The 21,910-nt window shown below is 49.3% G+C and carries 16 protein-coding genes and 1 pseudogene; 9 read left to right on the top strand and 8 right to left on the bottom strand.

Translation table 11 applies throughout. The annotated features are described in order from the left end of the window. The first annotated feature begins 205 nt into the window (after nucleotides 1–205). Both C8D82_RS22405 and C8D82_RS18165 read left to right on the top strand, forming a co-directional pair. Nucleotides 206–1,555: pseudogene (locus C8D82_RS22405) on the top strand (ISH6 family transposase). Between the two features lie 627 nt (nucleotides 1,556–2,182). Further along, nucleotides 2,183–4,183, top strand: a complete 2,001-nt coding sequence (locus C8D82_RS18165) for a sialate O-acetylesterase (RefSeq protein ID WP_116885710.1) — start codon at nucleotides 2,183–2,185, stop codon at nucleotides 4,181–4,183. Nucleotides 4,184–4,206: 23 nt separating this feature from the next. Here C8D82_RS18165 and C8D82_RS18170 read toward each other — a convergent pair whose 3' ends face one another. Together C8D82_RS18170 and C8D82_RS21410 are read right to left on the bottom strand one after the other, a co-directional pair. Beyond that, a complete protein-coding gene (locus tag C8D82_RS18170) occupies nucleotides 4,207–4,494 on the bottom strand; it encodes a glycerate kinase (RefSeq protein ID WP_116885711.1) in 288 nt (95 codons plus the stop codon). 135 nt (nucleotides 4,495–4,629) lie between these two features. Next, nucleotides 4,630–4,905 (bottom strand): hypothetical protein, encoded by a 276-nt coding sequence (locus tag C8D82_RS21410; RefSeq protein ID WP_165833185.1) that lies wholly within the window; start codon nucleotides 4,903–4,905, stop codon nucleotides 4,630–4,632. 26 nt (nucleotides 4,906–4,931) lie between these two features. On the opposite strand from C8D82_RS21410, the gene C8D82_RS18175 reads away from it, so the two are divergent. After that, a complete protein-coding gene (locus C8D82_RS18175; RefSeq protein WP_165833186.1) occupies nucleotides 4,932–5,318 on the top strand; it encodes an IS110 family transposase in 387 nt (128 codons plus the stop codon). A 443-nt stretch (nucleotides 5,319–5,761) separates the two neighbouring features. Here C8D82_RS18175 and C8D82_RS18180 read toward each other — a convergent pair whose 3' ends face one another. From C8D82_RS18180 to C8D82_RS18190, 3 genes are read right to left on the bottom strand one after another with little or no spacing between them, the layout of a single operon-like run. Beyond that, complete coding sequence (locus C8D82_RS18180; protein ID WP_116885713.1) at nucleotides 5,762–6,679, bottom strand: glycyl-radical enzyme activating protein; 918 nt, start codon at nucleotides 6,677–6,679, stop codon at nucleotides 5,762–5,764. A gap of 3 nt (nucleotides 6,680–6,682) precedes the next feature. Further along, nucleotides 6,683–8,929: a pyruvate formate lyase family protein gene (locus C8D82_RS18185; RefSeq protein WP_116885714.1), complete on the bottom strand. Its 2,247-nt coding sequence runs from the start codon at nucleotides 8,927–8,929 to the stop codon at nucleotides 6,683–6,685. A gap of 20 nt (nucleotides 8,930–8,949) precedes the next feature. Then, nucleotides 8,950–9,678 carry an SDR family NAD(P)-dependent oxidoreductase gene (locus C8D82_RS18190; RefSeq protein WP_116885715.1) on the bottom strand — a complete coding sequence of 243 codons (729 nt, stop codon included), beginning with the start codon at nucleotides 9,676–9,678 and terminating at the stop codon, nucleotides 8,950–8,952. Nucleotides 9,679–9,798: 120 nt separating this feature from the next. On the opposite strand from C8D82_RS18190, the gene C8D82_RS18195 reads away from it, so the two are divergent. Next, nucleotides 9,799–10,650, top strand: coding sequence for a helix-turn-helix domain-containing protein (locus C8D82_RS18195; RefSeq protein WP_116885716.1), 852 nt, complete (start codon nucleotides 9,799–9,801; stop codon nucleotides 10,648–10,650). A gap of 395 nt (nucleotides 10,651–11,045) precedes the next feature. Here C8D82_RS18195 and C8D82_RS18200 read toward each other — a convergent pair whose 3' ends face one another. Next, nucleotides 11,046–11,315, bottom strand: a complete 270-nt coding sequence (locus C8D82_RS18200) for a transposase domain-containing protein (protein WP_116885717.1) — start codon at nucleotides 11,313–11,315, stop codon at nucleotides 11,046–11,048. A 635-nt stretch (nucleotides 11,316–11,950) separates the two neighbouring features. Next, nucleotides 11,951–12,631 carry a hypothetical protein gene (locus C8D82_RS18205; protein ID WP_116885718.1) on the bottom strand — a complete coding sequence of 227 codons (681 nt, stop codon included), beginning with the start codon at nucleotides 12,629–12,631 and terminating at the stop codon, nucleotides 11,951–11,953. 722 nt (nucleotides 12,632–13,353) lie between these two features. Here C8D82_RS18205 and C8D82_RS22205 point away from each other — a divergent pair. Beyond that, entirely contained in the window at nucleotides 13,354–14,190 is an 837-nt protein-coding gene (locus tag C8D82_RS22205) for a prepilin-type N-terminal cleavage/methylation domain-containing protein (RefSeq protein WP_116885719.1), read from the top strand. A 534-nt stretch (nucleotides 14,191–14,724) separates the two neighbouring features. Continuing rightward, nucleotides 14,725–16,023: an SGNH/GDSL hydrolase family protein gene (locus tag C8D82_RS18215; protein WP_116885720.1), complete on the top strand. Its 1,299-nt coding sequence runs from the start codon at nucleotides 14,725–14,727 to the stop codon at nucleotides 16,021–16,023. Between the two features lie 816 nt (nucleotides 16,024–16,839). Here the strand turns inward: C8D82_RS18215 and C8D82_RS18220 are convergent. Next, a complete protein-coding gene (locus C8D82_RS18220; protein ID WP_116885721.1) occupies nucleotides 16,840–17,337 on the bottom strand; it encodes a transposase in 498 nt (165 codons plus the stop codon). A 72-nt stretch (nucleotides 17,338–17,409) separates the two neighbouring features. Here C8D82_RS18220 and C8D82_RS20865 point away from each other — a divergent pair, with 72 nt between their 5' ends. From C8D82_RS20865 to C8D82_RS18240, 3 genes are all read left to right on the top strand, one after another. Beyond that, nucleotides 17,410–19,176, top strand: a complete 1,767-nt coding sequence (locus tag C8D82_RS20865; RefSeq protein ID WP_133245285.1) for a hypothetical protein — start codon at nucleotides 17,410–17,412, stop codon at nucleotides 19,174–19,176. A 90-nt stretch (nucleotides 19,177–19,266) separates the two neighbouring features. After that, a complete protein-coding gene (locus C8D82_RS18235) occupies nucleotides 19,267–20,304 on the top strand; it encodes a glycoside hydrolase family 5 protein (RefSeq protein ID WP_116885724.1) in 1,038 nt (345 codons plus the stop codon). Between the two features lie 32 nt (nucleotides 20,305–20,336). Beyond that, nucleotides 20,337–21,902, top strand: coding sequence for a glycoside hydrolase family 36 protein (locus C8D82_RS18240; protein ID WP_116885725.1), 1,566 nt, complete (start codon nucleotides 20,337–20,339; stop codon nucleotides 21,900–21,902). Nucleotides 21,903–21,910: the final 8 nt, after the last annotated feature.

Genomic DNA, 21,910 nt, shown 5'->3' on the forward strand with positions numbered 1-21,910 from the left:
AGAAAATCTTTCAGCTCCCACGGATTTTCTGCTTGCTTTTCCATTTTCTCCGTTGTATAGTACTTCTCATTGAACCAGTTTCAGGAAAACTTTAGATTATAAATTGTTAATGTCCCAAATTTTGTGATGGGACGTGTTGCTTGACAAAGTTGCATCTGCCCTTTATTTTGAGTTTACTCAACGACTCAACATAAAGGGAAAGCAGATGCAAGGTAAGATTAGCATGGATCTATCGTTTTGTCAATCAGAGACTGGTTTTTCTTTGGACGAACTCGTGGTAAAACTGGGCGATGTGTATGAACGCAAGGCTTTCGGCGAGCTGCTGAAGATGATCTTGCAGATGGTTCAAGAGATTCTGATGTACCGAATCTTTCATGGCAAAACGGATGCGGTGAAGTGTTGTGACAGCGGCCACCTCCGCATGAATGGCAGCTTTGAGCGTCGGATTCGCACCAGTCTTGGCGAGTTCAAAATGTCGTTTTGGCGGGTGAGTTGTTCCGCTTGCGGCAAGACGTTCTCGCCGCTGCAGCGGTTCATTCATCTGGGGCGTTATCAGACGAAAACCAATGAACTGGAAAAGTTGGTGATCGAAGCCGCGAGCGAAACAAATTATCGTCGAGCCGTTCGAGATTTGGCGCGTGATGGCAAATTACCGGTGTCATTTCATACCGCGCATGGCTGGGTATTACGAACGGATTGCGATGAAATCGATCTTTCCAGGCAGGTGATCGGTTCCGTTCCGATTCAGATCATGCCTGACGGAACCGGCTTCAAGGGCGAAGGGCGTGACGGCAAGGCACGCAAAGGCGATTTGAAAGTAGTCATCGGCATTACCCAAAAGGGAGAAATCTTCCCACTGGGAAGTTGGGCTGGAACCAGTTGGGACACGATCAATAAGCAATGAAAAGAGCAAGAGATGAAGCTCCCGGACGGCAGCATTCTGATCTGCGATGGCGAACTGGGATTATCCGAAGCATTTGCCGAATACGCTTCGGAACAGCAACGCTGCCACTGGCACATCAATCGGGATTTGTACCACGCAATGTACCAGGACGGCGGACGCAAGGCGGATTCAAAACCAATTCAGGACGCATTGGCCGGAGCGTTGGCGATCGAATTGCCGCAAGAGGATTTTCAATCGGTTTCCGAGCAGGAAAAAAGCGATATTGAGGCGAGAATGGAGAAAACCGAAGCGGCCATAGACCAACTGATCGGATATTTTCAAGGGCACGGTTACGAGGCGGCGGCGACCTATATGCGTCGGGCGAAAATCGGCATGTTCGGCTACGTTCGCCGCTGGCTGAAATGGGGACTGATCTCTCCCAGAGCCTCGTCGATGGTCGAAAGAGTTAGCCGGGAATTGGGCCGCAGGATCAAGAAGATTGCCTACGGGTGGAGCGACAAAGGCGTAACGAAAGTTGCGAGAATCATATTGAAACGGTTTGCCAACGCCGGAGCATGGGAGGACTACTGGCAAAAACGCATGGATATTATCGGCAACGTCGTCATCGGCGTTGGAAATTACAAGTGTTCTTCACAAAATTTGGGACAATAACAAAATGGCCTCTTCACCAGAATTTATGGGGATAATATGCTCATTTTGAGCGTAATTTTTCTGACAGTCAAAATAAAGTGACGGATATTTCCGTCATTTCTGGCAAAATGACGGATGATTTTCTTGATACTTATTAGGGGGGGTGGATGAAAAAAACATTTTTTCTTCCAAACCGGCAAAAGTCGTATTTACATCAGGTTCTGGCGGCTGTCAAGTGGCAAACGGAATAAAAGCGACCAACGGGAGCGATTATGCCGGATTGTTGCTTGACTGATGGCGGGTTCTGATGTATCTCACTCCGATTCACCCACAAATTCCCGTGAAGACCCACAAAATGTTTATAATCAATACAAATTACAACTCAAGATGGAGGTGAAGTCAAACAAAACACAGGAGGATTACGTCTAAAAATCGGGATTTGCAGTTATTTTTTGGCGCAAAACGAAAAAAAGCTCATAAAAAAGGATCGCGCAAATCGTTTTTACCAAAAATCACCTTGCAAATCGAAGAAAAGAGCTGTTTTTTACAGCAAAACAACAAATGTGAAGGAATCACGGTGATTCGTTCACGGAATTAGGATTATGGAATTTTTGACAACGAATCAACAAAAACAGGATTCAAGATTCGATGAAAACGGCAAAAAAATTTAATTTCTACAAAATTTTCGGCTCACACATGGTATTGCAGCGGCAGCGTCCTATCCTATTCTCGGGTACTGCCGACGCGGAGAAGTTCATCACATTAGCGTTCGCCGGAAAGAGCACCACTGTTGCGGCGGATGCCAACGGCGTCTGGCACGCCGAATTTCCGGCACTGGAAGCGGGCGGCCCCTATGCCGCCGAACTCAGCGGCGATGAAGAGTCCCCGGTTGTAACCTTGAACGATATCCTGATCGGGGACGTATGGATGTGCTCCGGCCAATCCAACATGGAAATGCCCGTTTGGAGCGAAACTCCATCCTGGCGTTCCGCCGACGGCGAGGCGGTCGCCGCGGCATCAAACTACCCGCAACTGCGGCTTTTTAATTCCATCCTGGATCGCCGGATGTCGCCAGACCAGCCTCTGATCGATGAAAACGGTCCCGGCTGGGAGCTCTGCACCCCCAAAAGCGTTGAAAGTTTCAGTGCCTGCGGCTTTTTCTTCGGCCGTAAACTGATGCAGGACTTGAACATTCCGATCGGTTTGATTTCGACCGCCTGGGGCGGCACCGATATCGAAGCCTGGATTTCCCGTGAAAAATATGAACAGGAAGGGTGTCGGGAATTTCTGCGGAAACGTGATCTTTTGGCTGCTTCGAAGTCCGATGAAAAAGGCGATTTTGAAACGGAATTCAACGCCTGGCTTCAACGTTACAATGCCTGTCGGGAGGAGGGAAAGACCGAATATACCGCTTGGTTGCAACCGGATTTCGATGACTCCGATTGGGAAAGTAATTCACTGATCTTCCCTCTTCTTGTTCCCGGAGAAAAGATCTTCCGCTGCGCCTTCGAACTTCCCCGGGAGATGGCCGGCAAGGAGCTGACCCTCTCTCTCGGCACGTTAAACGATGTGGATGAGACCTATCTGAACGGTGTTCTGATCGGCAAGACGTATGTTGACGTGCCGGCCTACTGGTCGGTAAGACGCACCTATACCATTCCGGCCGGAGTCGCCAAAGCAGGCCGTAATGTTCTGGCGGTCATCAACGACAACCATTACAGTTCTGGCGGGTTCACTCCGGAGCGCCCGGTCAAAATTACGGTGACGGGGCACCCGGAGCAGCAGGTTGCATTGACGCAGTGGCGCGCAAAAATAGCTTTCCTCGCGGATCTCGAAAAAATCGGGATCCGGCCGACGGTGGAAGTAGTCGAACAGAATATTCCCTGTACGCTGTTCAATGGTATGATGTATCCCTGGTTCAAGTATCCGGTGCGTGGAGTCATCTGGTATCAGGGCTGTAACAATACCGGCAGAAAAGATTACTATGTACACCACCGTTATCTGATCGAAGACTGGCGCCAACAGTGGAACGAGCCGGAACTGCCCTTCTTTCTGGTTCAACTTGCCGGCTTTGCGGAACACTGTCCGGAAAACCGTGGAGAAGAGAATCGCTGGCAGCAGCAGGAGCCCGAAGAGAATCCGCCTTATGCGCTCACCCGGGAAATCCAGGCTGAAATGCCAAAACTCTACGATAACGTCGGCATGGCGGTGACGATGGATATCGGTGACCAGTATGACATTCACCCCAGCGATAAAAAGACTCTCGGCTACCGTCTGGCCTGTGAAGCGGAACGGATGGTCTATGCAATGCAGAGAGTTTCACAGGGGCCGGAATTCGATCGCTTTGTCGTTGAGAATGGTAAGGCTCGCGTCTTTTTCAAGCATACGGAAGGCGGTCTTTGCACCCGTGACGGCAAAGCCCCCGGCGCGTTTGCACTGGCGGGCAAAGACGGCAAACTGCAATGGGCCGAAGCCGAAATCGACGGGGATACGGTTTTGGTTTCTTCGCCGGTCATCACCGAGCCGGTGCGGGTTCGCTATGCCTATGCCGGATACCGCGGCGATTGCAACTTGATGAACGGCGCGGGGTTCCCGGCAGTTCCATTCCGTTCCGATAAAGGCGACTACAACAGCGAAACCGTCCGCTGACCCCCATCGCCCGGCCGAAGAGTTCACGGCCGGGCGATGATTCCGGCAAGATTGCGCCCCATTCGTACTAAATTCTCGCGAGTTTGTGTCAATGCTTCCGCAAACGGGCCGGGACCGGCGGCGATGCTGAAGGCGGCGGCAAACAGATGATCCGGGTCACGGAAATCACGGCCTAATGCACCGGATACCAGAATTGTCGCCCCCCCCGCCCTTCTGGCGCGTCGCGCAATGACTCCGCACAGTTTCCCTTTCAAACTTTGTTCGTCACTCCTGCCCTCCCCGGTAATCACCCAATCCGCACCGGCGGCGATCCGGTCGAATCAAGCATGCAGTCGGGTGCAATAACGAACTTCATGATCGCCTTCCAGTCTACATTGATTACGATGATACAATGTAAATCCAACCACAAAATTTTTCAATGCGTTCAGAGACGAATTTATGAACCATCAGAATATGGCGAACTCATAAAATTCGATCCGGGTGCCAGAGAGATCCACCCGCAGGGTCGCCGACAATCGAACTCCGGGGTCGGTTTCGGTCGCCGTATCGACTTCAATCAGGTCAAAACCGGATTCTGTCGTTGCAAAGTAAGCGCCCAGCGTTTCGGTAGCGCACGCTTCCGCAAAAGCGTGGAAACTTGGGTTTAATCTGCATGCAAAGTCCAGTGGCCTTGCAAAGGTGGAATTTTCTGCAATATTACAACAGGAGGATCCGAGGAACATCAATCAACATCCTCGGTGTTAAGGCCATGAATACAATTTCATCAAGCAAGCCCCTCAAAGAAGATTTTGAACGCAGGTATCGGAAGAATTTGGAAATGCTCAATCCGAATGCCGCCGGTTTGGATTTACACAAAGAAGAAATCTGGGTATGTCCGGGAGGGTTCCAAGACAATCATGAACCGGAAGTAAAAACCTTCGGGACATTAACTGGTGAATTACGTAAGTTAGTCGCCTATCTGAAGGAGAAAAAGGTGACGGCAGTAGCCATGGAAGCAACAGGAATCTATTGGATTCCTGTATTTGAAATGCTGAAAAATGAGGGTTTCGATACTTGCTTGGTGAATGCCCGCAATATTAAAGGCGTAAAAGGACGTCCTAAAAGCGACTATGCCGATTGCGTTTGGATCAGTTAGAACAAGTAAGTTCTGATTCTTTCGTTTTGATCTGTTTTGCTGTCAACAGAATGTTCGGTTTTTGATAGTATGTCGTGTAGTCTATCCTTGCTCAGGATGTGAGCTTAAATACAGTTTGCGAATACTATTTTTTGAATGGAACAGCAAAATGCGAGGATTCAAAATCGATCCGTTGCCAATAACAGTGTCCGATTTTTTGATTGAGAAAGCAAAACAGTTACAAGTTTTGAAATAAAACTGCAAGAAATTGCAGATGGAGTTTTTTTGTCTCATAAGGCAAAAATGAGGGTCTAACAAAGAAAATAAACAAAAAACGTAAAATAGAGGGTTCAGCCCCTTGACTTTTACATAACAGGATTGCGAGACGCTGCCCACCGGCTTCGTTTCCGGCAAAGAGGCAGTTCTTTCGGATGTTCCAGGTGAGGCGTTCGGACGGCTTGTTGTTACCCCTCGACGACCGGGATGTTTGTCCGGTTCTGAAGGAATTTCAGGTAATCCCCGCTCGCCTTTTTTGAAGGGAATTTCGCTTCACAGAGCAATGGCCGTCCCAGACGCTTATATTTGTCCTCTCCTAATGGCTGGTAGGGTTCGATTTCAATTCTCCTGACACTTTTCAGCTCTGCCGAGATTTCAAGAAGTTCCTCGCTGTAAGCGGAGGAATCGTTGATCTCCGGAATCCATGGGCAACGTAAAACCAGCGGCGCGCCGCACGCATCGAGCTTTCGCAGGTTGCCGCGGATCCGCTCCGCCTCCACGCCGGTAAGCCTGCGGTGATCCGCTTCGGAAGCCTTGAAATCCCACAGCCACAGACTGACCAGCGGAATCAGGGCGCGGATATGCTCGAACGAAGCATAGCCGGATGTTTCAACGCAGGTATGGATTTTCTCCTTCCGGGCCAGTGAAAGCAGGTGGAACAGATAATCGAAGTGCGCCAGCGGCTCCCCGCCGGAAACCGTCATGCCGCCGCCTGAAGTTTCATAAAAAACCCGGTCTTTCAGAACTTCCGCCATGACTTCTTCCGGTGAAAGATGCCTGCCGCACAACTCAAGGGCGCCGGCGGGACAGTTTGCGGCGCAAATCCCGCATTGCGTGCATCGTTTCCGGTCAAAGAGATGCATCTTGTTTTCCATGCGGTGGCATGACGCCGGGCAGACAGTGAAACACGCTCCGCAGCCCACACACCGGGACGGGGTAAAGAATATTTCACTTTTTTCTGACTGCGATTCCGGGTTATGGCACCAGAGGCACCGTAAAGGACATCCTTTCAGAAACACAGTCGTGCGGATGCCCGGCCCGTCATGCACGGAGAAGTGTCCGATATCAAAGATTTTTGTATCAGCAGCGGTCATATCAGGCGGCATCTCTCAGTATATGTTGCGGGAGATGAATTCACGCTGCTTTTCTTCTGAAAGCGTGATGAATTTTGCGGAATATCCGTAGAGCCGGACAATCAGCGAAGCATGATTCTGCGGATTTTTCTGCGCATCCTCAAGCTCTTCCCGGCTGATGCAGTTCAGCTGCAGCATACCGCTTCCGCGGACAAGTACCCACGCTTTCAGGAACCCGCTCAGCAGCGCCTCCGTCAGACCGTTCTTCGACAGGCTCAAGGTCAGCACGGAATTGGCCGGGAAGCGGAGCAGCGGCAACGACGCCGTGTCGGAGAATACCTGCGTTACGGCATCGGCGTGCGTCCGCGCCGGGGTCAGTCCCTGCGAGAGAAAATCTCCGGCTCTGCGGCCATCCGGTGTCGCCCGGGTGACCTTCGCCCAGTCGATGATATCACGGTAACTGTAGAGCCCGCACTGATATATTCCGCCCAATTCGTTGCGGAAACCGGCGACATAATCCGCTAGGTCATTGAGAATGCGAGCCGTCAACCGTGCGGCTTCCCCCTTGCCGTCGCCCAGATGCGGAGAAGCCATAGCCCGGCAGCGCAGCGCCTCCGCATCACGCCAGTCATTGCGGATCACTGCGAGGAGGCGCGGCAGCGGAACGGGATTTTCTCCGAAACAGATCGTCTTCAGCGCGAGCAGGGAATCTACCAGTACCGCAACCCCGGTGAACGGAATGCCATGCGGACTGTAACATGCTCCGCCCGCGGAATAGTCCCGGCCGCTTTCGGCGCAGCCGTTCAGACAGGCGGAGAAAAACGGACAGGGATTGACCTGCGTCCACAGAGCGCCATATTTCTGCTGGATGCTGAAAAGCTGATGCAGCGCCAGTTTTATATTATCCATTACAATGGAATAGACCCCCTCGAACGAAGTGGCGCCGTCAAGTTTCCGGAACGGCAGTTCAAGTGACTTTTCATCCTCATTCTCCTCATGGATACTCAGATCAACGCATTTTCCGAGACTGAAATAGCTGTTGGCGCCCTGACTGTGCTCATATCCCTCCAGAATGTTCTCCCAGCAGCCGCCCGCCACATACCTTGCTGCGCTTTCAGGCGTTTTGCCCGCCATGATCTGGGACGGGATGACAATGTCGTCGTTCAGAAACGACAGCACGTTCCGGTCGGCCAGAAAGTCTTTGGCCGCCTCCTGGAACAGAACTGCCGGCGTCCTGGAACTGAAACGGATATGAATTTTGGGATAGGTCAGTTTCAATTCGCGATGCGCCTTCAGAAAAAGGAAGGTGAGTTCATTGGTCACATCATTGCCGCTCTCATCCAGACCGCCAAGAATCAGCGTGTCTCCCTGTTCTCCGGCGTTGAACTGCCCCTCAATCGGACGGTCGAAATCAAGTTTGCTGTCCGTCTGAAGCATATACAGGCAGATCAGTTCGTAGGCTTCCGCTTCAGTCAGGCGTTTCTCCTGAATATCCCGGCGGTAAAGCCGGATAAGCTGGCGGTCGGGAGACCCCAGAACGGACATGCCGATGCCGTCGAGAACACTGCCGAGCTCATGGAAGAACCAAAGGCATTCCAGGCCTTCGTAAAATGTCTGCGGCGGATTCCACGGTATCCGGCGTGCGGCCGTCCGTATCCGTTCCAGATTTTTCCTTTCCTCCGGAGATTCGGCCGAGGCGAGTTTCTCCTCTGCGGCGGCGGCAAACTTTTCGGCGATTTTCCGAACCGCCAGAATGCCGCGCCGGGCGGCTTCATAGAATTCGGCTTTTTCCGGTTCCGTATTTCTGGCATGTCCCTCTTCAAGACGCTTCAATATACCGGACAATCCCAGTTCCAGCATGTTGGAGAACGGGAAACAGTGGTGATCGTAATCATAGTACGGCCCGTACGACAGATGCAGACCGATCAAATCGCCATAGCAGTACCGCCTGTAATCTGCGGCCTTTTCCGGAGAATCTGAATACAGCGCCACATTGCGTAAATACAACCAGCCGCCGGAACTCAGATTAACGCAGCCATCATATTCCGCCATTTTCAGACCGGTTTCAAAGAAAAACGGATTATGCGGCAGCAAAACCGGTATGAATTTATCGGCGATGATTTCATATTGTCCGGCCTTGAGCATCATGGGGGAAAGACCGGAATTGGCCTCCGCGAAAGCGTCCATCTCCTTTTTCAGAGGGTTGAACGGCCTTGAGACACAATGGGATGATATCCCACGATAGTAATTTCCCCATTCCCGTTTGATTTCTGCGTATTTCATAAAAAAACTCCATATTTCTGTTAATTACCGGAAAAGCCGCCATCTACAACCAACAGCTGCCCATCCATAAATGAACTCAAGTTACTGCCGAGAAACAAAGCGACTCCGGCGATTTCCTCCGGTTCTCCCAGACGTCCGGCCGGATATTTCTGAATAATGGACTTGTAACGCTGATCCTCAAAACAACCTTGCCGCTCTGTCAGATCAGTACGAATAATACCGGGAGCGATCGCATTGACCTGGATGTTGTATTGAGCAAGCGAATTCGCCATGCAGCGGGCCATGGCGGCGACTCCGGCTTTCATGACTCCATAGCCGAAGTTTCCACCGCCTTCCCGTATGGCGCAAATGGACGAGATCAGGATTATCTTTCCATTGTGTTGGGCTTTCATAAAGGGGATCGCCTGCCTGGAAAAGTCATAGGGAGCATCCAGCATAAGCGCTTCGCTTTTTTTCCAGTTGTCTTCAGTACAGTTTTCTATGGTTTCAACGAATTGCATTCCTGCGTTGTTCACCAGAATATCAAGCCGCCCTCCCAATTGTTTCACGACTTCGGCGATTAAGCCGCGGCGTGACGATTCGTCACCGATGTCGCATGAAAAATAATGTCCCGGCGTTCCTGTTTTTTCCAGATCGGCAAGAATCCCGCTTCCATCATGGTTCTTTGCAATGACTGCCACTTCTGCGCCATGTTCGGCATACGCCAACGCTATGGCCCGACCGATACCGCGCCTTCCTCCGGTAACGATTGCTGTCTTTCCGGTAAAGTCAAGATCATTTTTTTTTCATTTGAACCGCTCTTTGTTTTTTTGTAATTTCTTTGTATATTATTATATATCAAAAAAAGGCAAAAGGAATGGATTTTTATAATGGAAATCATGCACTTTCCCGACATTGAAGATAAAAGTCATCTCTCGTTGTTCAATGCATCGAACATGATTGTTCTGCATCTTCTCCGCAAAGAACGCCTGTCGTTTCATGACAGATGCGTTTTCCCTTACAATATTTTGGTTCTTGTATTTGAAAGCGATAATTCAGGAGAGAGTTTTATCGACAACGGAATTGGTTTTTCCCGTATTCTGAAGGAAAATCATTTTTATTTTATTCCAAGCGGGCAAGCGGCTGATTACTGTCTCCAACCTGGAATTATGTATTATACATTTCATGTTGGTTTTGAAAAATTTCCAGGGATAGATCTTTTCAATTCGGAAAATTCTCAATGCCTTGAAGGAGACGCCTCTGCAATGATTCAGGAAATGGCCCGGATTTGGCAGGATGAAAATGCAATGCGGCAAGTTTGCCGCATCCGCGCTTTGCTGCTGGATTTCTTTTTGAAACATTGGCCGGAAGGAACCGAGAGTGAAATGCAAAAATCCGATCCGATTTTAGACCGATTGCTGCCGTTTATTTCTGAACAATGCAATGCGTTAATGACAGTGGAATCACTGGCTGAAAAAATGGAAATGAATGCGGATGTTTTCCGCAGAAGATTCAAAAACAGGTTTAAGCTAACACCAAAAACATATCTGACCAATATACTTCTGCGGAAAGTAATGGCTCTTCTTGCTGATCCGTCAATTACTTTGAGAGAGGTGGCGGGAAAACTTGCTTTCAGTTCGGAATTCTATCTTTCTCGATTCATGAAAAAGCATACCGGCCGTTCTCCAACTGAATATCGCACTTTTTTCAAACAAAGAAATATGCTTCACTCTGCTCGGTAGTGTCCGAAGTTTTGCGCACATTTGTTCCTGAGCGATTACAGACGACAAACGTGACTTGGCGGAGCCTCCCGTATGCAACGTATCCCTCGCTGGACTGCCGAACCAGTCCGTCAAGATGCGTCCAAATCTCTTTTTCAGCGATTTCAATCGCTCCGGCGGCGGAGTCCCTTTACGGATTCCGGTACTTTCCGGGATAGGTAATGTGAGCGCCGAACCATTCGCCGCGAAACTCTTTCAGCACTTTTCGGCGGCTTGCGGCGTGTATGCCCAGTGAGCCCCATGGTAAAGGAAAATATCGGCGATAGAGTTTTGAAAAGATTAGAACAGGAAAAGGTGATGCCATCTGGCGTTTGAGCACCAGACGGCATTCTCTCTTCATAATAATGAGCCTGAGCTCATTGACAACTTTGCTTTGCCTCTGGGATCAGCGAATCAATCTGTCCTGCCGGAGTGGAATTCAAACGCGGCAGAACGTCTTCGAGCCACTTGCGAAAGCAGATGCCGTTCGCTTTGCATGTTGCAGCGAATGAATACAGGATTGCGAGACGCTGCCCACCGGCTTCGTTTCCGGCAAAGAGGCAGTTCTTTCGGATGATCGCAATTCCCCGGTTGAGGCGTTCGGCCGGATATTCTAATGTTAGAATATCCGGCCTTATCCTCATCATCTGGCTACTCTCAGGATTTGGCGATTCCTGCTTAATTTATCTGTTTTTCATGCCAAATCCTGAGGATAATGTTTTTGTGTGGTATAGTAAATCACCTAATTTTACAGGAGGTGATTTATGTATCAAGACTATGACCGGGCGGCAAATCAAGTAATTAATCATCTAACCAAGAGGCATTGTGCTTCCAGCATCATATACATGAACAAGCGATGCTTTCGTTTGTTTAAGGAATATATGATAGAGAAGAATATCGAATATTCCCAAGAGTTAATAATTGATTGGCTGGAAGATTGTATTCGCCACCTCTGCAGTACGACATTCAGATGCTACCGATTAGCTTTGTTCAGGTTGAATGATGTATTGGAGAATCGTCAGATTGCCGTAACAAGGAGTCCGCTGAATTATCAATACCTGAATAAAAAAGGCAAAGAACTTCGTACGCAGATTCCGCATGCGGTCCATGTACCGCGAAATACATCGACTTCTTTTTTTCGATGGAGGCCAGCAGGCATTCGGAAAGTACAAGGCAGTCAGAGGCCCCCCGTCTTGTAAATCACAAAAGCCGTCAATGGAGTAAACTCCGTATGACAACACCGCGCGCGCCGGTTATCGTGCAACCGGCGCGCAGACGTTTATCACTCGCCTGTCAGCTCAAAAAAGACTGCCGGCTCCTTGAGTTTTGTGGTGTCGATGGTGAAATGAAGTTGACCGTCCTTTGCCGCAACCGGAATGCTTTCAATCCGATCCCCGGCCATATTCAGCGCGTACAGTTTCGGTGATGACATGGGGTTATTCAAAGTAAATTCGAATTTCCCGCAGCGCAGCAGCACCGGAAGTCGGCCCTTGTCCACCTGTTCCAACCGCTTGTCGCTGGTAAACGTCTGTCCGCTGTTGAGGGCATCCGTCGTCACGACCAGCAGAATGCGCCCAGCTTTCGCCAGCGGACTGTTTTCATCCAGCGAAACGACCGCAAGTCCCACCGGGATGCCGGCCGATTTCAAGGTCGCCGCCCCCATCGGCATCGGATGATCCGTTTTGACCACACACATCTCCAGCTGCGGCGAGACCACTGTGATCTCATTCTTGTCGGTGTCAAGCAGCACTTCGCCGGAACCGGACTGATAAATGCCTTTCCGCGTATCCGTGCGGTTTTTCGCCGGGAGGATTCGCAAACGCCGGAGCTGTTGGACGATCTGGGACATATTCAGAAGCTTGTCATCCTCAACCGCCTTGTCGCGCTGGCGGTACTCGCCCGAAGGCCCAAGCCGCAAATCCACGGAATTCGCCTTCGCCTCCGCGTCGTCATTGTAGCACATTCCGTACTGCGTCAGCCAGCTCCATGTAATCAATATACGGTCTCGAAAATTGAATTCAAGGGCAAATTGCATTGATTATATCAAGTCAGGTCTCATTTTTCATTTCATGGCTTTTTTTATCTGGAGGCGAGAGTATAATTAAGTGTTGTACAACAAAAGCGCGGTTTACAACCGCTCAAATTGAGAGGAACCTGAAGCCGTGAAATAATCGGAGGATTCAAGGATGGAATAGTTGAAAAAGTTGCTGGTTTGCAGTATATTATGTATGGTAATCGCATCATGGACTTACTCAACCCGATAGGAGAAACGATGGCAAATCGGTTTAGAATTACGGGCTCTTCGCGGAAATTTGTGGGTGAATTGGAGAGAGATACATCAGAACCCGCCGGCAGTCAAGCAACAATCCGGCATAATCGCTCCCGTGGGTCGCTTTTATTCCGTTTGCCACTTGACAGCCGCCAGAACCTGATGTGAATACGGCTTTTGCCGGTTTGGAAGAAAAAATGTTTTACGCAAAGCAGGGAAGAGATTATAGCCACAGGGGGCATCGCCATGGTGGGAGCCTTGCTGAACGATAATCGAGGCCTGGCAAGCAACGAAATTTGACGGAAACCGAAACAGAAATCAGAACAGAAAACGCCGGAAAATCCGGCAAAAAAACAAAGTTTGAATCCGAATGAAAAAACAAAGACAAAATTTCACGGATTCAGGAGGAAGAAAATATGATACCTCTGAATGATGTAGGAATGCAGCATCGAATGCTCCTCCAAGGACTGAAAGGATTTGATCCCGCTGACATTAACGGCAATTTAACAACCCGCAATCAAGGAGATACGATAATGTCTACTCGAGAATTCAGGAATTTTACATTGATAGAACTGCTCGTGGTGATCGCCATCATCGCGATTCTCGCCGCAATGTTGCTGCCCGCGCTTAACCAGGCACGGGAAAGAGCCAAGAGCTCCTCCTGCGTCTCAAATTTGAAGCAGGTCGGATTGGCAAGCAATCTGTACCAAAACGACAACAAGGTCTTCGCGGAGACGGAAGCCAACTGGTCCGGCGCTACGCGAGGGAGCTGGGGATATCAGTTTTATCGGCTGAACTATCTGAGAACGGTCCCCACTATGTATTGCCCCGTACAGTATAAACCGGACTTTATCCCCACGAATGAGGATATCACCTGGAGCTACTGGAATAATATTTATGGACAGAATATGTATGCTTGGCAGACTAGTACCTCCACACGGCTTAGTGCGCTGAGCAGCAGTCATATTCGCAAGCCTTCCCAGAAGGCTCAAATTCTCGATTCCCTAATGACGGGGCAAGAAAGCGTACGGAGTGTCGGGTGGCACGAGGTCTATTCATGGCCTCAAAGCGGAGCTAATCAGGGGAACGCGTCTCCGAACCATGGCCGGAATTGCAATATTCTGTTTTTTGACGGCCACGTCGGTACGGTGCAGTCGAATGCTTCCGATATTGCCGGGGTAATCCCTTTGTATAACACGGGACTACTCGGATACGATTGGAGCCCGGGGAACGTGTGGTCCATGTATAATTGATGCAATGTGCAAGTTTTTTATGACGGAACAATAAGAGACGCCTGATTGAAACCGTTACCGGTCAATTGACTGAACATTTCAAGTAACCGGAATCCGTTATGCCGACGATCCGACGATCTTCGGCATCGGACTCAATTGCCGCGTTGCGGAAAGCGGGGGGTATCGGGCGAGGAGGAGACTCTGCGCCTCTATGTTTATAGAAGAGAAAATGAATTTTGCAGGGCTCCTGCTCTGGGGCGAACAGCCCTGCGCAATCAGGCTGAGCGCCCTGTTCCTGTGGCGCAGGTTAAACCAGCTGGCATTGCAACACCATTAATATCTGGATTTTACACAGTATGATTCCTCGTTTATTGTCGAATCATCAACCAAGGGAAAACGAATCTTCTCAACGGCCCCGGGGTCTGCAATCTTATTGGCGGAACTGGTATGATGATAGTTTTTGGGTCGAAACAAGTAAATGTGCGCAAAACTTCGGACATTACCATTTTGGTATAAAGACGGTTTTATGCGATTTTCAGAAAAAGAAATGTCATTATGATTTTCTCCACGCCTCCCTTTCGACCGGGAGAAAAGGTCGTATGCCTCGGGGACAGCACAACACATGATGGATATTGGCTTTATGATTTAGCGCAAATGATCCAGTGCCGTCAGAATGTCTGTGTTGATTTCATCAATGCCGGAGTTTCCGGCGGTAATTTAGCAGGCGCGCTATCGCGTTTGGACTGGGATGTCATTGCTTGTCATCCCGACCGGGTTATCATCTGTTTCGGGCTGAATGATGTATTCAGAGAGCTCTACGACACACTTGCTCCCGATGCGGCCAAAAGAGCGGAGCGGGAACTGCATCTGCGTGAATTTTCCGACCGTCTTGCCCTTGCGGTTCAACGTCTGCGGGACGCAGGAATCCCGGTGGTGGTAATGAGTTCATTCCCCTTCGACGAATATCATCCGCTCACCGAAGCGGGAAAGGAACTTATCTGCTGTAACACGCAGGGACTGGCAAGGCTCAACGAACTCGCGAGAACATTTTCAGAAAAAGAGTCCTTGCCCTTTATCGATATTTTCACGCCCATGACACAATATTACCGACAGTTTTCTAACTTTCAGATCTGTTCCGACCGGGTTCATCCCCGGCGGTTCGGCTATCTGCTGGCCGCCGCCGCCATCTATGACGCCATTTACGACACCGAGGAAAATATACTCTCTCTCGCATCCGGGAAAACTCCGGAAAGTCTGCATGGCGGCAAGGTGGAAGCGTTGTCTTTTACCAACCGCTTCTGCCGTTTTTTCTGGACGCCCGATCTTCTGCCGTTTGACCGTAGCAGCTATTTCGAAACCGCTGACAAAATAGTCGATCTTTCAGCTCCGCTATCCCGAATGAATTGGGCCATTGATGGCTTGGATGCTGAACCTTATTCTTTGAAAATGAACGGGATCCCATGCGGAATCATTCACGGAACCATGTTGAAGAACACCATGGACATCGCGCCATCGGCAATCCCGCTCCAAGCTCAATCTGCTCATATTGCGGCACTTCTTGCCGAGGAAAACCGCCAGGATCTGGGGCTGCGCCGTTTGGCTCAATGCGATCTGATTGTCTCCGAACGCGGCGGCAATCCGACTGCCGAAAATGATACCCGAAAAATTCTGGATGATTATATTCACATAGAGTGTGCGAAATCTCAATATCAATCCTATTATGCTGCAGTGATCGAGGATTATTGGCAAAAGCGTCCTTTTCGGAATCTGTTCTTGGAAAACCGTGCCCGGGTGCGTTCGGCGCTGGAGAAAATCCGTCTCGAACCTGTTTTTGTCGAATTGGAACGAATGTAACCTCTAAATTAGAAGGAAGCTTATTAATGAAAAGCAATTTTTTACATGCCCTTGAGCGATCACCAGAGCCATGATTTCAATGTAAATTTGACCAATCAGGAAAACGTTGTTTTTACTGATTCGGAAAAGGTGCTATAACTGAAATAACTATACCGTAGAATAGGCAAAATTCAAATTAAAAATATTTGTTTGCTGATTATTAAATGCCATAAAAACGTTTGCGCGCTCTCATGTCTTTTCAGATTTTCGTTTTTTCAATAAAAAGCTTGTATTTTCTGAGATCATGAACCAGGCGGGAATTCCATAGAGTCTCAGTCATGGAACTGAAAAGGGCGCATGTACAATCGGTTTTATCGATTTCAAGAAGGAGCTGGAATATTATTATCGTCATAAAGTCAATTTTTTCAGTTGAAAACTTGTAATTTCTGAGATCGAGTGTATTTTATTAATAAATTGCAATTTAGCTTTTTTTCGGATGTTTTGTGCCGGAACGTGTTAAGTTTGGGAAACTCAGAATCCTACCGGGGGTTCGAATTCCCCTCTCCGCCACACTTACAACAAATACAATCCCCCTTGTATCTACCCAGAGTCTCCTTCATCTCCTATCTGACCCTATTGTTTACTGCTGATAATTGAAGGTAGCCTGTTGATCGCCTCTGTCAACGCCCTTCCCGCATGGTTGTAGAGTTGATTCGTCCGTACATTAACGTTAATCAAACAGGGAATTGAGGCTATGAGTACCCCGATTTTAAGGCATAATACTCCACGGGAATTCTTATTGTCACCTCCCGTATTGATTTGCTGAACGATTAATTGTCAATATCTTGCGTAAACCTCTCGAAAACATTTGAACCACGGACAATGCCGTCCGAACTTCACAATAAAAACATTCGCATGTCGGGTAAATCTGCATCCGACATAAATCAAATCCTGCAAAACCGACCGCAGCCGACGCTGTGCGACATTGATTTTAACCGGCCAAATTTCTTTGAAGGTCAAGGCTTCCTGCCCGATACGGCGCAAGCAATTGTTAGCCAGCGCCGCCAAGTTTAAAATCAGTGCATTGGTGGCGAATTTGCCGCGGGGTAAACGCTCAAGCCCCATGTCGCTTTTTAATTCGCTGTGGAATTGTTCACTGGTTGCGTGTGCGCGGTAGAGTTCAATGCAAATCGCTTCATTCTCCAGTAAATTCGTCCACCATGTTGAACCTTCAAGTTCCGGAAGGAGAAGAGGTTGACCGTCTGCATCGGTTAGCCGCCCGTTTTCATTGTAAAGGGTGATGGGATCCGGTTTTTCCGACAAAAAAGTCATCATGTTTATCCTCTTGACTCAAAGAACAAATATGGTTCTTTTGATATTCTGGCGAATGCCTGGGGGGCAGGGAGTGTGGAGAAACCGAGTACGACATTGGTTCCGGAATTCTTCGCCTACAACAACAGCCGTGGTAAAATGCAGCCGACCGGTGACGGAGCATACCGTATTTCAGCAAACAGACTTCCCCAATATTCCTGGGACATGGGAGTGCGATTCAAAATTGATAACCCGGGAAATGGCAAACATTGTTCGATTCGTTTCAAAATACGTTCACTTACTCCTAAAAAAGTGCGTTTTTATGCCAGAATGGAGCAACCCCCATATCAACATATTGGTCTCGAAAAAGAACTGTCGCTTACTCCTGAATGGCAGGATGTTTCAGTCTCCGAAGTTCTCAAAGGCTCGGAATACAATCGCGATAAGCATACTGTTATAGGTGTCCTGGAATACGGGGCCGAGCAGGGAGATATTGAGTTTCGTGATCTTGTCATGAAAGCCGGCAACCAAAATCTGTTGAAGCCTGACGATAATTTTGAAACCGGAATTCATGTTCCCGCGGTGAGTGAAGGACCTGCCGATCGCGATTTTCGAGAATTTACCGTGAATACACAGATCGCTACTGTAAAGGAATTGAAAGAACACCTGCGTACCATCGGGGTCAAGGTCCCCATCATCAATACTCAAACGCCATACGGCGGTGTCTCCGGTCAATGGGCTACTCATGTGACTGACGACTATTGCGATACGCACGACTATTTCCAGCATCCCAACTTTTCCGGGCTGAAAATCACGACCCAAAACAGCGCTATCGTAGGAGACCCCGATGGCGGAACTCTTTCCATGAGCGCAATCCTCAGAGAGCAGGGAAAACCGTTTGTTATTTCCGAGTCAAGTACGCCAAATCACAATGATCATGGTGCAGACATGCTGCCCTTGAATAGTATTTTCCTTTCCATACAGGACATTGATGCCCTGACTACACACGCATACGCCCATTGTACCAATCAATACGATGAGAATATCGGCATGGATGCTTTTATGATAGCCGGCAGAGCCAATGTGGTAGTTCACTATCCTTTCGCGTCTCTGCTTTTTCGTCAGCGCAGAATGCCGATGGCAAGAGCCACATCAACTCTGGTAGTGCCCACATTCGATATGCTGGACAACTCTGCGTTGGACTACTCCACCCAGCACTTGCTGGCTTATCGGACGGCTGGAAGTCATCTCGGCAGTTATTCCTCACGTTTCTTCTTTGTTTTTGATGAAAACTGCAAGGCTCCGTATTTGCAGGGAGCGAAAGCGATTCCCCGCAAGACCGAGGCAGGGGCCGTCGCCAGCGAGGATGGATCGTTCCTTCTCTATCAAAAAGCAAAACCCGGTCCATATGCGACATTGAATTTGCCTGATGCGAAAATGTTGACAGGGCATGTTGGCGGATCGTCATTTACGGTTGGAGATGTGAGATTTGATATCGCCGCGCGCCCTTGGCCGGATAAGAATCTGCCCGCATTCAGTTGCACAACACTGATCTCTCTCGATGGGAAACCAATTTTCGAGAGCAAAAAAATGTTGTTGGCATCTTCCGGCAGGACAGAGGCGCAAAATCTGAAATTAAGCGAAGACCGGAAGACGGTCGATGCAAAAGCCTCCAATTCATGGGGCGATCCGCCGAACGTTTCGGAAACGGTTGCGTTCGATGTCACGCTGCCAGGCGCCCCGTACAAACTGACGGTTCTGGATGGTGCCGGAATGCGCAAAGGAGAGCCGCGGAATTCCGTTAACGGAAAGGTCAGGATCACGCACGAAGATCGAAGCCTTTGGTTTCTGCTGGAACGGTAATCCCTAAAAAAAATATTAGAAAAGAATCGATGCCGGGAGGGAATCAAATTTCCCTCCCGTAGAGAAAAATTGAAAGAAACATAAGGACTTATGAAAACCGTGCAACAATATATCACCCCCCGTCGGCGTGGATTCAATTTACCCAACCTTTGTTTTTCCGGCTATAGCAATGTTAAGTCGCGGGATTACCCCAATACCTATCAGGAAGACGATTTCCGATTGATTTCTGACTGGGGATTCAATTTTGCACGGCTTCCGATCAGCTACCGTTGCTTGACTCGTCAAGAACATCCTTTTGAGTTGACGGAAGAGGGATTGTCCAAAATCGATCAGGGCATCGAGTTTGGACTCAAATACAACATCCATATCAATCTCAACATTCACCGTGCCCCTGGCTTCTGCATCAACGATGATGAACTGGAACCCTTTGGCTGGCTTGATGAGAACGGCGTCGCCGTGGACTATTTCAGTGCCATGTGGTGCAAATTGACCCAGCGGTATCGCGGCATCTCTTCGGAGCGCTTGACTTTCAACTTCATTAATGAACCGGATGAAAAACCAAGGATTGGTCCCAATCTTACTCGCCCGAAATACAGCGAAATTATGAAGCGGTTGATTGCCGAGGTGCATGCCATTGATCCAGATCGCCATTGTGTTTTCGATGGTTGGCGGGCTGCAACGGAGCCGATGCCTGAATTGACCGGCATAGCCAATACTTCGCAGAGCTTCCATGCCTACTACCCGCATGAACTCACTCACTACAATTTGTGGGATGGGGCAAGACGGGTGCCGACATGGCCCATGCACGCGGCCGAAAACAATTATTGGGATCGGCACACGTTGGAGATCTTTTTCCAGAAGTGGGTGCAGTTTTCCGTTGATAACAACATCGGTGTCCATGTTGGCGAATTCGGCTGTCATAGTAATACTCCGTATCAGGTTATGCTGAATTGGATGCGCGATCAGCTTTCGCTTTTCAAGGAGTACAACCTGGGGTTCGCATTGTGGAATCTCAGAGGAGAGTTTGGGATCATCAAAAGTATCCCGAATCCCGGAATGCCGATTGACAAACGCTGCGGCGACTTCTACTTTGACGAAGCGCTTCTGAAACTTATGCAGGAAAATTGATTTATGTATGTTCCGATAATGAGGAATTTGACATGAATGAATCCAACTTCCGACCGGAAGATTACGCCCATATTGCGTGCTATTCCCAAACAGGGGAAGTCCCATTCAACGGCAATGAAGAAATTCAGATCGCGCTTTCGGAATCCGGGGCAATCACCGTTCAAGCGGATCGGACACCACTCACATTCGTCCGGATTCGCTGGAACCTGTCGCTTCCGACGGATGCTTTGACTTTGGGGGATGCCTGGGAACGCAGCTACGGTGATTTAGAATGGCGCCATCTCAATGCGGCTCATTTCATGCCGTGGTATTTTCTGCTGCAAACCCAAACCGATATCTATGGTTTCGGCGTCAAAGTTCGCCCTGGTGCTTTCGTCGGGTGGACGGCGGACCCCCTAGGGGTCAGTTGCTGGTTGGATTTGCGTAACGGAGGAAAAGGTGTGCGGCTGAATGGACGCTCATTGCACGCCGCAGATTTGGTTTTTTCCAAATATTCCGGTATTTCTCCGTGGCAGGCTGCTCGACGTTTTTGTCATGAAATGTGTACAGACCCTATATTTCCGAAAACGCCGGTTTACGGCAGCAACAACTGGTATTACGCTTACGGAAACATCACGGAAGCAAGCGTACTGGAGGACTGCCGGCTTCTGGCGGATCTGACAACCGGACTTGCCAATCGTCCCGTTATGGTGATTGATGACGGCTGGCAGGTGATGCGGCAGGAAAACCAGCCTAATTATGGTCCGTGGAACAGAGGAAACGAATTTTTTCCGTCCATGGACAAGATAGCCGAAAAAATGAAAGCACAGGGGGTCCGCCCCGGTATTTGGTATCGCCCTCTTTTTTTGAGAAGCGAAATCATTCCGGGCGGCGCATATCTCCGAAATGAAAAGTGGATACTTGATCCGTCACATCCGGATGTACTGACCCAGGTGTCGCAGGACGTGAGTTGTTTTCGAGATTGGGGATTTGAATTGCTGAAGCATGATTTTTCCACCGTGGATACGACAGGAAACTACGGTTTTGCAGCTCATCCCTGGCTTTGTTCCGGCGACTGGGGATTTTTTGATCGTAGTCATACCACGGCGGAGATCCTTCGGGAGCTCTATCGGACAATCCGCCGTGCCGCCGGTGATATGTTGATTCTCGGATGCAACGTTGCAGGCCATTTGGCTGCCGGATTTCAGGAACTTTCCCGAACTGGCGACGACACCTCCGGGCGTCGATGGGAACGAACGCGAAAAATGGGTATTAACACACTCGCTTTCCGGCATGCACAGCATCGGACTTTTTTCGACATGGATGCGGATTGTGTCGGCATATCCGGGAAGATTCCATGGCATTTCAATCGGCAATGGGCTAAGTTGATTGCGGCAAGCGGCTCCTCTCTTTTTCTGTCGCCCAAGCCAGGCGTGCTTTCTGAACAGGAAACAGCGGAAGTCAAAGAACTTTTCCGGCTTGCCGCGCAAGGAAAGATTCAGGCGGAACCGCTGGATTGGATGACCAACCCATGTCCGGCCATCTGGAAAATCGCCGGCGAGAAAGTAACGCTTGCATTGTATGACGCCTCCGGAGACGAGCCGGATTTTTTACCGTGATTGGATAT

The sequence above is a fragment of the Victivallis vadensis genome, assembly GCF_003096415.1.
Lineage (GTDB): Bacteria > Verrucomicrobiota > Lentisphaeria > Victivallales > Victivallaceae > Victivallis > Victivallis vadensis.